The organism is Kitasatospora sp. SUK 42 (assembly GCF_015776785.2).
In the GTDB taxonomy this organism is placed as follows: domain Bacteria; phylum Actinomycetota; class Actinomycetes; order Streptomycetales; family Streptomycetaceae; genus Kitasatospora.
The window spans coordinates 163,008-176,767 of sequence record NZ_LFMD02000007.1 but is presented as its reverse complement, the minus strand read 5'-3'; the positions used below and the strand labels follow the sequence as shown (position 1 = coordinate 176,767).

The window sequence follows — 13,760 nt, the reverse complement described above, 5'->3', positions numbered from 1 at the left end:
CCGTCAAGCCGGCCGTCCCGTTTCGCGTCAAGCTGGGCTTTTGCCCCAGTGGTTGAGACCACGTCATGTACGGGGACGGGAGCCATCGAGTACCGTCCTCCTCGTCGGACTCGTCGCAGGGCCCCGTGCCGGGGCCGGTCTCCAGGGGAGGCAGCCGTGCACCGGACCCGTTCGGCTTCGGCGGTACGGCTCCCGGCACCACCGCCGAACCCCCAGGACCCGGACGCCTGGCGGGACTTCGGCGCCCGGCTGCGGCACTGGCGGCGCCGGGCCGGGCTCACCCAGGCCCAACTCGGCGCGGGGATCGGCTACGACCACACCGCCGTCAGCAAGATCGAGCACGGTGCCCGCCGGGTCACCCCCAGGATCGCCGAGCGGGTCGACGAACTGCTCGGAGCGGGCGGGGATCTGATCGCCGCCTGCCTGCGCGCCGAGACCGCCGAACGGTCGAAGCCCGACCCCTTCGCCCCCGGGCTGCTGCGCCCGCCGCTGCCCGGCGAGGTGCCCGTCGGCCCCGCCGTGCCCGCCCTCGCCGCGCCCGCCCCGCCGCGGCTGCCGGACTACGGGCTGCTCTGCCCGCTGCACGGCGCCGAGGGCTGCGCCGTCCCGCCGCCCGAGGAACTCGCCGCCCTGCACGCCGAGTTCTGCGCGGCCGACCCGGCCACTGCCGCCCCGCTGGACGACGCCACCGCGCACGCCCTCACCGGACTGCTGGCCGCCCACCTGCGCGCCGCCGAGCTCGGCGGCCGCCCCGGCCTGGCCGCCGCCGCCGAGCGCACCCTGCACGCGGTGCTCGCCCGGCTCGCCGCCGCCCCCGCCGACCAGCGCCGCCCGCTCGCCCGGCTGGCCGCCGAACACGCCCACGCCGCCGGGGCCCTGCGGATGCAGGACGGCCGCAACGCCACCGCGATGGCCTGCTTCGACCGCGCGCTCACCTGGGCCGAACTCGCCGGGGACCAGGCCACCCTGGTGGGCACGCTCAGTGACCTGAGCATCCTGGCCCGGCTGGACGGCGACCCGGTCGTCGCCCTCGGCTACGCCCGGGAGATCGACCGGGTCGCCCCCGGGAGGCACTGGGCCGGTGCGATGGGCCGGATCAGCCGGGCCCGGGCCCTCGCCCTGACCGGGGACGTCCGGGGCACCCTCCGGCAGATCGGCCTGGCCCGGACGCACCTGGACCACATGGACGACCGGGACGAGGCGGACGTGCCGTGGCTGTCCATCGCCTCGATGCGGATGCGGGTCGAGTCCGCCGCGGCCGCCTCCCTGCGCGACCTCTCCGCCGCCGTGGACGATCCCCGGCTGGCCCGGCGCGCGCTGGCCGCCACCGAGACCGCGCTCGACCTGCTCGGTCCGACCCGACTGCCGTCGAGCCGACTGCTCTTCATCGTCCGGGCGGCCGACTGCCACGCCTGCGCGCACGACCCGCGCACGGCCGTGGAACTGCTCGCGCCCGCGCTGGAGTGCGCCCCGGCGGCCGGCCTGCCCGCGCTGGTGGGCCACGAACTGCGCGGCCTGCGCGAGCGCCTCGCGCCGCACGAGCCGCAGGCCGCCCGCCGGCTGGCGGAGCTGACCAGGTCGTGAAGTCGGGCCCTGGAGCCGGTCGCCGGCGTCGGTGACCGGGGCCGAGGCCTGGAATCGTCCCCCGAGGCCGGGTCCTGAGGCCGGGGCGCGAGGGCGCCCGTACCCCCGGACGATCCCGGCGCGCGCCCGCAGGCGGATCCCCTTTACAGGAATGCGCCCCCTTCACGCCGGTTTGGCGTCAACTTCGTGGACAGATCTTCCGCCCTTCGGGTCATTTATGGCGTTAACACGTCGAATGACTGCACCGGCTTGCGGCTCCGGCTAGAGTCTCTGGCGTTTCCAGTCGTTAGTCCGCGAAGAACAGAGGGGGCGCGTCCTGTCCGCCATCGCACGCCGGCTGGCCCATCCGCTTCTGCTCCTGGGGGTGCTCTGCACGGCCGTCGCGGCACTTCACTTCCACTGGGCGCCGGAGCGGGTCTCGCCGCTCGCGCTGGTCGCCATCCTCGGCTACCTCGCGGTGCTGGAGCGAGTCATCCCGTACCGGACCGACTGGCACCCGAGCAGGCGTGAACTCGGCTGGTACAGCGCGTACTTCCTGCTCAGCGTGATGGGCGGCGCCCTGGCGCAGGGCCTGGTGACGATGCTGGTGGAGCTGATCGGGACGGCCCACCCGGTACTGCCGTTCGCGCTGGAGATCCCGCTCGCCCTGCTGGTCGGCTCGCTCGGCGACTACCTGGTGCACCGCTGGTCCCACCACAACAGGTGGCTCTGGCGGCTGCACGGCGTCCACCACGTTCCCGACAAGGTGAACGTCGCCAACAACGGTGTGAATCATTTCCTGGACGTCTTCTTCGCGCAGTCCGTGGTCCAGCTCCTGCTCGCGCTGATCGGATTCTCGGCGGATTCAGTGTTCGTGGTCGGAATATTCATTCTCGCGCAGGGGTATTTCGTTCACGCCAACATCGACGTCCAGCTCGGCTGGCTCGGCCACGTCCTGGCCGGCCCCGAGCTCCACCGCCTCCACCACAGCACCGACCTCGCCGAAGCCGGCCACTACGCCTCCGACCTGTCGCTGTGGGACCACGTGTTCGGGAGCTTCACCTGGCGGCCGGGGCGGGTGCCCGCCGTCGTCGGCCTGACCGACCCGGCCGCGTTCCCGACCACGGGCGAGTTCGGCGCCAGCCTGCTGCACCCCTGGCGCCGGATGAAGCCCACCGAGCAGTCCGCCTGACCCCGGCCACGGAGCCGTCCCCCACCCGCTGCGCGCCGCCCCGCAACCAACCTCGGATTGGACCATGAGCACCTCGCCCTTCGCCGTGCCCTGCGAACGGATCGCGATCACCGGCATCGGCTGCCGCCTGCCGGGACACGCAAACGACCACCGGACCTACTGGCGCAACCTGATCGAGGGCCGGGACTGTCTCACCGACACGCCCGCCGACCGGTACGACACCGGCACCCTGGGCAGCCGGGACCGGGCCAAGCCGGGGAGGCTGATCGGCGGCCGGGGCGGCTACATCGACGGCTTCGACACCTTCGACCCGGACTTCTTCGGCATCAGCCCGCGCGAGGCCGAGCACATGGACCCGCAGCAGCGCAAGCTCCTGGAGGTCAGCTGGGAGGCGCTGGAGGACGGCGGGCTGCGCCCCGGCGAACTGGCCGGCCGGGACGTCGGCGTCTACATGGGCGCCTTCACCCTGGACTGGAAGATCCTCCAGTTCGCCGACCTCGACTTCGGCACCATCGCCGCGCACACCGCCACCGGCACCATGATGACGATGGTGTCGAACCGGATCTCGCACTGCTTCGACTTCCGCGGCCCCAGCGTCTCGATCGACACCGCGTGCAGCTCCTCGCTGGTCGCCGTCCACCTCGCCTGCCAGAGCCTGCTCCGCGGCGAGACCGAACTCGCCCTGGCCGGCGGCGCCCTGCTGCACATGGCGCCGCAGTACACGATCGCCGAGACCAAGGGCGGCTTCCTCTCCGCCGACGGCCGCTCGCGCGCCTTCGACGCCTCCGCCGACGGCTACGTCCGCGCCGAGGGCGTCGGCGTGGTCGTCCTCAAGCGGCTCTCCGACGCGCTGCGCGACGGCGACCCGGTGCACGCCGTCATCCTCGGCAGCGGCGTCAACCAGGACGGCCGCACCAACGGCATCACCGTCCCCAGCGCGGACGCCCAGGTCACCCTGATCGAACGGGTCTGCGCCGAGGCCGGAGTGGCGCCCGGCAGCCTCCAGTACGTCGAGGCGCACGGCACCTCCACCCCGGTCGGCGACCCGATCGAGGCCGCCGCGCTCGGCCGGGTGCTGGGCGTCGGCCGCCGCTCCGGGGACCGCTGCTACGTCGGCTCGGTCAAGACCAACATCGGGCACACCGAGGCCGCCGCCGGGGTCGCCGGACTGATCAAGACCGTGCTGGCCCTCAAGCACCGCCGCATCCCGCCGCACCTCAACCTGGAACGGCCCAACCCGGCCATCGACCTGGACGCGCTGCCCTTCGTCATCCCAACCACCCCCGTCGACTGGCCCGAGCACCAGGGCCCGGCCCGCGCGGGCGTCAACTCCTTCGGCTTCGGCGGCACCAACGCCCACGTCCTGCTGGAGGAACCGCCCGCCCCCGCCCCCGCCGCACCGGCGCCCCGGCCGACCCGCAGCATCCTGCCGCTGAGCGCCAGGGACGCCGCCGGACTGCCCGAACTGGCCGCCGCCATCCGGCGCGAACTCGCCGCGGGCACGGCGCTCGCCGACCTCGGCCACACCCTCGCCCACCGCCGCCAGCACCTGCCCGAGCGGCTCGCGGTGGTCTACTCCGGAGAGCGGGACCTCGGCGAGGCGCTCGCCGCGCACGAACGCGGCGAGGCCCACCCGCAGGTGGTCCAGGGCCATGCCCGGGAGCGCCAACAACGGCGCCTGGCCTGGGTGTTCACCGGCATGGGCCCGCAGTGGTGGGGGATGGGCCGCGGCCTGTACGAGAGCGAGCCGGTCTACCGCGAGGCCGTACGGGCCGTCGACCGGGAGATCCGCGAGCAGGCCGGCTGGTCACTGCTGGACGAACTCGGCCACGACGAGGCCGACTCCCGGATGGCCGAGACCTGGCTCGCCCAGCCCGCCAACTTCGCCCTCCAGGTGGGCCTCTCGGCACTCTGGCGCAGCCACGGACTGCGCCCCGACGCGGTGGTCGGCCACAGCACCGGCGAGGTCGCCGCCTTCCACGAGGCCGGGGTCTACGACCTGGCCGACGCCGTCCGGGTGGTACTCGCCCGCAGCGGACTGCAACAGCGCCTCGCCGGCACCGGCGCGATGCTCGCCGTCGGCCTGCCGGAGGCGGAGGCGGAGCGCCGGATCCGCCCGTACCGCACCCGGCTCTCGCTCGCCGCCGTCAACAGCCCCTCCGCGGTGACCCTCGCCGGGGACACCGGGGCGCTGCGCGAACTCGCCGGGGAACTCCAGCAGCAGGGCGTGTTCGCCCGCTTCCTGGACGTCGAAGTCCCGTACCACAGCGTGCGGATGGACCCGATCAAGGACGAGCTGATCGCCTCGCTCGCCGGGATCAAACCGCGCGACGCGCAGCTGCCGCTCTACCTGACCGCCCAGGAGGGCCTCGCCCAGGGGCCGGAGCTGGACGGCGAGTACTGGTGGCGCAACGTCCGCCGGCCGGTGCGCTTCCGGGCCGCCGTCGAGCGGATGGCCGAGGACGGGCACCGGCTCTTCCTGGAGCTCGGCCCGCACCCGGTGCTCGGGCACGCGATCCGCGAGTGCGCCGAGCAGGCGCACGTCCTGGCGTCGATCCGCCGCCAACAGGACGAACCCGAGCGCCTCACCCGCACCCTCGCCGAACTGCACACCCTCGGCGTCGAGTTGAGCTGGGACGTGCTGCACCCGGCCGGGCGCCCGGTGCCGCTGCCGACCTACCCGTGGCGGCGCGACCGCTACTGGGTGGAGCCCGAGCCGGTCGAGCAGGTCCGGCTCGGGAGGGTCGACCACCCGCTGCTCGGCCGCCGTACCGCCGCCGCCCAGCCCTCCTGGACCACCGCGCTCGACCCCGAGCGGCTGCCGTACCTGGACGACCACCGGATCGAGGGCCAGGTCGTCTTCCCGGCCGCCGGGTACCTGGAGATGGCGGCCCAGGCCGTGCGCGCGCTGACCGGCGGCACCGAGGTGGTGCTGGCCGAGGTCGAGCTGAACCGGGCGCTGTTCCTCTCCGACACCGAGCCCGTCCCCGTCCAGCTCGGCTACGCGCCCGAGGACGCCCGCTTCACCATCGCCTCCACCCCGCCGGGCGGCGAGCCCGCCGTGCACGCGAGCGGCCGGGTCCGCACCGGCCAGCGGCGCGCACACCGGCCCGCCCCCGACCTCGACGCGCTCCGGGCCCGGGGGCGGCACCTCGACGGCCCCGACTGCTACCGGAGACTGTCCGAACGCGGCTACGACTACGGGCCCGCCTTCCAGGCCATCGCCGAGGTGTGGGCGGGGCCCGGCGAGGCACTGGCCTGGATCCGGCCCACCGAGCGGCTCGGCCCCGACGCCGCCGACCACCACCTCCACCCGGTCCTGCTCGACGCCTGCTTCCAGACCCTGCTGGCCACCCGGCTGCACACGCCCGAGGGCGGCAGCGTCCGGCTGCCGGTCTCCATCGAGGAGGTCCGGCTCGACGAGATCGGCGACCGGCCGCTCTGGGCGCACGCCACCGTCACCCGCGACAGCGGCGAGGAACTCGTCGGCGACCTCGCCCTCTACGCCGAGGACGGCACCCCGCTCGGCCGGATCACCGGCTTCCGGGTCGCCGACGTCGCCCAGGCCTCCGCCTCGGTGGGCCTGGCCACCATCGACGGCTGGCTCACCGAACTCGCCTGGACGGACGCCCCAACGGCCCCCCTCGACCAGCCCACCGGCGACCTGCTGCTGTTCGCCGACGCCGGCGGCCTGGCCGAGCGGCTGGCCGCGCTGGCCGCCGAGCGCGGCGCCCGCAGCCACCTCGTCCGGCCCGGCACGGAGTACTCCTTCACCGACGGGCGGGCGACCGTACGGCCCGACTCCGCCGAGGACCTGCGGCGGCTGTTCGCCGACCTCGACCCCGGCTGCACCACCGTCGCCCACCTGTGGAACCTCGACCTGCCCGCCCTCGACACCGTCGAACCAGGGCGGCTCGACCGCCTCGCCACCCTCGGCGCCTACTCGCTGATCACCCTCGCCCAGGCCCTGCCCGCCGCCCGCCCGGACGGCCGGCTGCACATCGTCACCCGGGGTACCCAGGCCGCCGGCCCCGGCGACCGGGTCGAACCGCTCGGCGCCCCCGCCTGGGGCATCGGCCGGGTGCTGTGGCAGCAGGAACTCGTCGCCCACCGCGGCAGCCTGATCGACCTCGACCCCGCCCTCGCGCCGCACGACCAGGCCGAGGCACTGCTCGCCGAACTCGCCGCCGGGGACGAGCAGGAACTGGCCCTGCGCGGCGGCCGACGGCTCACCAGCCGGCTGCGCCGGGCCGAGGGCCTCACCCGGCCGCTGCCGCCGGTCCTGCGCCCCGACGGCAGCTACCTCGTCACCGGGGCCTTCGGCGCCCTCGGCCGGCTGCTCTGCCGCACCCTGGTGCGGCGCGGCGCCCGGCGGCTGATCCTGGTCGGCCGCACCGCCCTGCCCGAGCGCGCCGAATGGCGCGCCGTCGACCCCGCGAGCCCCGTCGGGGAGCGGATCGCGTTCCTGCGGGAACTGGAGGCGCTCGGCGCCGAGCCGCTGCTCGCCCCGGTGGACGTCACCGACGAGGCCGCCCTCGCCCGCTGGCTCGCCGGCTACCGGCAGCGCCAGCTCCCGCCGATCCGCGGGGTGTTCCACCTCGCCGGGCAGGTCAAGGACACCCTGCTGGCGCAGATGGACCGCGCCGCCTTCGACACCGGGTACGCCCCCAAGGTGATCGGCGGCCACCTGCTGCACCGGCTGCTGCGAGACGAACCCCTCGACCACTTCGTGCTGTTCGCCTCGGTCGCCTCGCTGCTCACCACCGCCGGACAGACCAACTACGCGGCGGGGAACGCCTTCCTGGACGCCCTCGCCCACCACCGCCGGGCCGACGGCCTGCCCGCGCTCAGCCTGGACTGGGGGCCCTGGGCCACCGGCATGATCGAGGAGCTGGGCCTGGTCGCCCACTACCGCGACGCCCGCGGCATGAGCTCGCTGCCGCCGGACGCCGGGACGGCCGTCCTGGAGCGCGTCCTCGGGCAGGACCGGGCCCAGCTGCTGGTCGCCACCGTGGTCGACTGGCCGACCTTCCTGGCCTGGTACCCGGCGCCGCCGCCGCTGGTCGCCGAACTCGCGGCCGAGGCCGCCGAGCAGGCCCCGGCGGAGACCGGCGGCTTCCTGGACGCCTACCGCGCGGCCGACCCGCAGACCCGCCGGCAGCTGATCGCCGAGCGGTTCACCGCCGCCGCCGCGGCCGTGCTGCGGATCGGCGCCGAGCGGATCGACGAGCAGACCAGACTCGGCGCGCACGGTCTGGACTCGCTGCTCGCCATGGAGCTGCGCGCCCGGGTGCACGGCGAACTCGGCGTCGCGCTGCCGGTGGTGGCGCTGCTCAGCAACGGCAGCGTCGGCGACCTGGTCGACCTTCTCGCCGAGGGCCTGGCCGAGCGGCTCGACACCGAGGGCGGCGAGGAGCAGGCCGAGGTCGAGCTCCACACCGACGAGTCCCGCTACCCGCTCACCCACAACCAGCAGGCGCTCTGGTTCCTGCGCCTGCTGCACCCGGACGGCTTCGCGTACAACATCGGCGGCGCGGTCGAGGTCCGCGCCGAGCTCGACCCGGAGCTGGTGTTCGCCGCCTTCGCCTTCCTGGTCGCCCGGCACCCCGGGCTGCGGGCCGCCTTCACCGCCGAGGAGGGCCGCCCCGTCCAGCGGATCCGCGCGGAGGTGGTCGCCGACACCGGGCTGTTCGACGTCGAGGGCCGCCCGTGGGAGGAGATCCACGAGCTGATCGTCCGCGAGTACCGGCGGCCGTACGACCTGGCGCAGGACCCGCTGGTGCGGCTGCGGCTGTTCCGGCGCGGCCCGGACCGCTGGGTGCTGATGAAGGCCGTCCACCACATCGTCTCGGACGCGATCTCCACCTTCACCTTCATCGAGGAGCTGTTCGAGGTCTACGAGGCGCTGCGTCAGGGCCGCACCCCCGAACTGCCCCCGGTGGCCGCCCGGTACCTGGACTTCCTCAACCACCAGAACCGCTTCCTGGCCGGGCCGCAGGCGCAGCGGATGCTCGACTACTGGCGCGGCCACCTGCCGGCCGGGATGCCGGTGCTGGCGCTGCCCACCGACAAGCCGCGCCCGGCGGTGCAGACCCACAACGGGGCCTCCGAGTTCTTCCGGCTGGACGACGAACTGACCGCCCGGGTGCACGAGCTGGCCCGCGCGAACAACGCCACCCCGTTCATGGTGCTGCTCAGCGCCTACTACCTGCTGCTGCACCGGTGGTCCGGCCAGCCGGACATCGTGGTCGGCAGCCCGGTCACCGGCCGCACCCAGGAGGAGTTCTCCTCCGTCTACGGCTACTTCGTCAACCCGCTGCCGCTGCACGTGAGCCTGGCCGGGGAGCCGACGGTGGCCGGGCTACTGGCCCGGGTGCGGGAGAGCGTGCTCGGCGGGCTGGACAACCAGGAGTACCCGTTCCCGCTGCTGGTCGAGCAGTTGGGGCTGCAGCACGACCCGAGCCGCTCCGCGGTGTTCCAGGCGATGTTCATCCTGCTGACCCACAAGGTCGCGGTGGAACGGTTCGGCTACCGCCTGGAGTACATCGAACTCCCGGAGGAGGAAGGGCAGTTCGACCTGACACTGTCCGCCTACGAGGACCGCTCGGACGGCTGCTTCCACTGCGTCTTCAAGTACAACTCCGACCTCTTCGAGCCCGCCACCGTGCAGCGGCTGGCCGCGCACTACCGCAACCTGCTGGACGCGATGACCCGGGCCGGCGAGAGCGAGCCGGTCGGCCGGCTGCGGATGCTGGACACGGCCGAGCGCCACCGCATCCTCACCGGGTTCAGTGGCGCCGGGCGGCGGATCGACCACGACGTGCCGGTGCCGGAGCTGATCGCCAAGGCCGCCGCCGAGCACCCCGAGGCCGTCGCGGTGGTCGCGCCCGGCCGGGGCGGCGTCCGGCGGATGACCTACGGCGAACTCGACCAGCGCTCCCAGCGCCTCGCCGTGAAGCTGCGCGAACTGGGCGTCGGCGAACGCTCGGTGGTCGCGGTCTGCCTGGACAAGTCACCCGAGCTGATCACCACCCTGCTGGCGATCTGGCGGGCCGGCGCCGCCTACCTTCCCCTCGACCCCGGGCACCCCGTCGACCGGCTGGCCCACCAGGTGTCCGACGCCGGGGCCGCCCTGGTGGTGGTGGACGAGCGGCGCCCGTTCACCGCCGAACTGCCCGCCGTGCCCGTCACCCTGGAGGAACTGGAGCGGCCCGCCCACACCACCGGGCCGCTGCCGGCCGCCGACCCCGACCGGCCCGCGTACGTGATCCACACCTCCGGCTCCACCGGCCGCCCCAAGGGCGTGCGGGTCGACCACCGCAACCTGGCCGCCGTCACGGCCGGATGGCGGGAGGAGTACCGGCTGGACACCGAGGCCCGGGTGCACCTCCAGATGGCCGGGACCGCCTTCGACGTGTTCTCCGGCGACCTCGCCCGGGCGCTCAGCACCGGCGGAACCCTCGTCCTGGTCGACCGCGAGCTGCTCTTCGACACCGCCCGGCTGTACCGGGTGATGCGCGAGGAGGCCGTGGACTGCGGCGAGTTCGTGCCCGCCGTGGCCCGTGCCCTGATGGCCCACTGCGAACGCGAGGGCCTGCGGCTGGACTTCCTGCGGCTGCTGATCGTCGGCTCCGACGCCTGGAAGGCCGCCGAGCACCAGCGGCTGCGGGCACTGTGCGGGGAGCGGACCAGACTGGTCAACTCCTACGGCCTGACCGAGGCCACCGTGGACAGCAGCTACTACGAGGGCACCGCCGGAGGGCTCGAACCAGGCCGGATGGTCCCGATCGGGCGGCCCTTCCCGAACAGCGCGCTGTACATCCTCGACCGGTACGGCGAGCCCGTCCCGGCCGGGGTGCCCGGCGAGCTGTGGATCGGCGGCGCGGGCGTCGCGGCCGGCTACCCGGGCGACCGGGAGCAGACCGAACGGCGCTTCACCACCCTGGAGTTCGACGGCACGCCGCTGCGGCTCTACCGCACCGGCGACCTCGGCCACTGGGACACCGAGGGCACCGCGCACCTGCTCGGCCGGATCGACAACCAGGTCAAGGTCCGCGGTCACCGGATCGAGCCGGGCGAGATCGAGGCCCACCTCACCGCCCGGCCCGAACTCGCCCAGGCCTGTGTGGCCGTACGGCAGGACGGCTCCGGTGAGGCCGTATTGGCCGCGTACGTGGTGCCCGCCGAGGGCGTCGAGCTGGACCGGCGCGAACTGCGCCGCCACCTCGCCGAGCACCTGCCGACCGTGATGATCCCCTCCTACCTCACCGAACTGCCCGCCCTGCCGCTCACCCCGAACGGCAAGGTCGACCTGGCCGCCCTGCCCGAGCCCAAGGCCGACACCGGCGGCGAGCGGCACGAACCGCCCGTCACGCTCTACGAGGTGCGGGTCGCCGAACACTGGCGGAACCTGCTCGGCCTGGACGAGGTCGGCCTCCAGCACGACTTCTTCGAACTCGGCGGAAGCTCCATCCGGCTGATCGAGCTGATCCACCACCTCCAGACCGAGTTCAACATCAGCATCCCGGTCGGCCAGCTGTTCAAGGTCACCACCCTGCACGGCATGGCCCGCACCGTCGAGCAGATCATCACCGGCGAGGTGGCCGGCGGCGAACCCTACCTCTGGTTCAACGCCCGGGCGCCACACGACCGTACGGTCTTCTGCTTCCCGCCGGCCGGCGGCCACGGCCTGGTCTACCGGCAGCTCGCCGCCCACCTGCCCGAGCAGCGGATCGCCGCCTTCAACTACCTGACCGGCGAGGACAAGACCGCCCGCTACGCCGACCTGGTGGAGGCGCTGCACCCGGCCGGACCGTACGTCCTGCTCGGCTACTCGCTCGGCGGCAACCTCGCCTTCGAGGTCGCCAAGGAGCTGGAGCGGCGCGGCCGTACGGTGAGTTCGGTGCTGCTGGTGGACGCCTACCGCGCCGTCGTAGCCTACGAACTCGGCGAGGAGCACCTGGCCGTCTTCGAACGCGAGCTGCACGAGCACCTCCACCGCCACACCGGCTCGCGGATCGTCGCCCGGGAGACCCTCGAACAGGCCAGGGACTACCTGGAGTTCTGCAGCCGGACGCCCAACACCGGCACGGTGAAGGCCCGGTTGGACGTGGTCTGCGAGCGGGAGCGGCTGTCCGTGCACGCGGGCGGCGAGGACGGCTCCTGGCACGGCGCCTCCACCACCGGCACCGCGGTGTACGCCGGGCACGGCGACCACGCCGAGATGCTCGACGGCGAGTTCGCCGAGCGCAACGCGGAACTGGCGGGCGCCATCCTGGCCGGAGGCACCGCCGATGGCCGCGGCTGACCGCGGGCCGGACTGGTCCGCCAGGGAGCGGGCCGACGGCGGCCCGCCCCGGGTGATCGTGATCGGGGCCGGGCTGGCCGGCCTCGCCACCGGCTGCTACGCGCAGATGAGCGGGCTGGAGACCCGCATCTTCGAGAAGCACGTGCTCCCCGGAGGCTGCTGCGCCGCGTGGTCCCGGCACGGCTACCTGTTCGACTACTGCATCGACTGGCTGATCGGCACCGCCGAGGGCACCGGCGCCCATCAGGTCTGGCGCGAACTCGGGGCCCTGGACGGCAAGTCGGTGACTCACTTCGACGTCTTCAACCGGGTCGTGGACGAGCACGGCCGGGCCGTCACCTTCTTCGGCGACCCGGACCGGCTGGAGGCCCACCTGCTGGACCTCGCGCCCGGCGACGCCAAGCCGATCCGGGCCTTCTGCCGGGACCTGCGCCGCTTCACCGCGATCGACCTGCCCTGGGACCTCACCCCGCCGCCGCTGCGGACCACCGCCGAACGGCTGCGCCACCTGCGCGCCGTGCTGCCCGCCTTCCGGCTGTTCTGGCGCACCGCGACCACCCCGATGAGCGGCTTCGCCGAGGGCTTCCGGGACCCGCTGCTGCGCCGGGCCTTCCCCAACATGTTCCTCCAGGAGCCCGCGGGCTTCCCACTGTTGCCGTACCTGTACACCCTGGCGGCCGCGCACAGCGGCAACGCGGGCTTCCCGCAGGGCGGTTCGCTCGGCCTGGCCCGGTCGGTGGAGGAGCGGTACACCTCGCTCGGCGGGGTGATCGGCTACCGCTGCCGGGTCGAGCGGATCCTGGTCGAGGGCGGGCGCGCGGTCGGCGTCGAACTGAAGGACGGCTCACGGCACTTCGCGGACCACGTGGTGGCCGCCTGCGACGGTCCGACGGTGCTCGACCGGCTGCTGGGGGGCCGGTACTCCAGTCCCGCCACCGAGCTGCTCTACGGCGAGCTGCTGGACAAGCCCGGCAACCTCTACCCGGCCGTGGTCTCCGCCTTCGTCGGTGTGGACGGCCCGCTGCCGGCGGGCGAGCCGCACGCCACCACCTACCTGCTGACGCCGGAGCAGGGATCCCGGTTGCCCGGGTCGTTGCAGCACAGCCTGGTGGTGCAGCTGCGCTCCGACTACGCCGAGGGCTTCGCGCCGCCCGGCAAGTCGGTGCTGCACTGCACCTACTTCAGCGACTACCGCTCCTGGAAGGAGCTGCGGACGGCCGACCGCCGGGCCTACCGGGAGCGCAAGCAGGAAGTCGCCTCGTTCGTACGGGAGTTCCTCACGCGGACCTATCCGGAGCTGGGCCCGAGGATCGAACTGGTCGACGTGGCCTCGCCGGTGACCACCGAGCGGTTCACCGGCAACACCTACGGCAGCATCCTCGCCTGGCAGGCCTTCTCCGAGGCCGAGGACGCCGTCAACCGGCTGGTCAACCGGGACCGGATGCGGCTGCCGGGCCTCGGCGGCTTCTCGATGGCCGGGCAGTGGACGGCGCTCGGCGGCCTGATCCGGGCCGCCACCAGCGGCCGGTACGCCGCGCAGTACCTCTGCCGGGAGCTCGGCCGGCCGTTCCGGGCCTGGCCCAGCGACAACCGGGAACCCTGGCACACGGGCAAGTGGGGCCGCCTGCCGCAACTCGACCGGGCCACCGTGGGCCAGACGACCGCCGGAGGACCGGAATGACGGGGACGAGCAGCGGA

4 protein-coding genes are annotated in these 13,760 nt (G+C 74.0%); all 4 read left to right on the top strand.

Annotated features, from left to right (window positions below; genetic code table 11):
- Window positions 1-156 precede the first annotated feature (156 nt).
- The 4 genes from RZ50_RS22505 (at window position 157) to RZ50_RS22490 (ending at window position 13,743) form a co-directional block, all read left to right on the top strand.
- Window positions 157-1,584 carry a helix-turn-helix transcriptional regulator gene (locus tag RZ50_RS22505; protein ID WP_217680747.1) on the top strand — a complete coding sequence of 476 codons (1,428 nt, stop codon included), beginning with the start codon at window positions 157-159 and terminating at the stop codon, window positions 1,582-1,584.
- Window positions 1,585-1,900: 316 nt separating this feature from the next.
- On the top strand, window positions 1,901-2,755 hold the full coding sequence (locus RZ50_RS22500; protein ID WP_254803113.1) for a sterol desaturase family protein: 855 nt from the start codon (window positions 1,901-1,903) through the stop codon (window positions 2,753-2,755).
- Window positions 2,756-2,819: 64 nt separating this feature from the next.
- Window positions 2,820-12,062 carry a non-ribosomal peptide synthetase/type I polyketide synthase gene (locus RZ50_RS22495; protein WP_196952084.1) on the top strand — a complete coding sequence of 3,081 codons (9,243 nt, stop codon included), beginning with the start codon at window positions 2,820-2,822 and terminating at the stop codon, window positions 12,060-12,062.
- On the top strand, window positions 12,049-13,743 hold the full coding sequence (locus RZ50_RS22490; protein WP_196952083.1) for an NAD(P)/FAD-dependent oxidoreductase: 1,695 nt from the start codon (window positions 12,049-12,051) through the stop codon (window positions 13,741-13,743). Before RZ50_RS22495 ends, RZ50_RS22490 begins: the two co-directional genes overlap by 14 nt.
- Window positions 13,744-13,760: the final 17 nt, after the last annotated feature.

What these genes read in the sequence shown, in the direction of transcription:
- RZ50_RS22495 (WP_196952084.1), top strand. Translation starts at nt 2,820, where the DNA reads ATGAGCACCTCGCCCTTCGCCGTGCCCTGCGAACGGATCGCGATCACC.
- RZ50_RS22490 (WP_196952083.1), top strand. Translation starts at nt 12,049, where the DNA reads ATGGCCGCGGCTGACCGCGGGCCGGACTGGTCCGCCAGGGAGCGGGCC.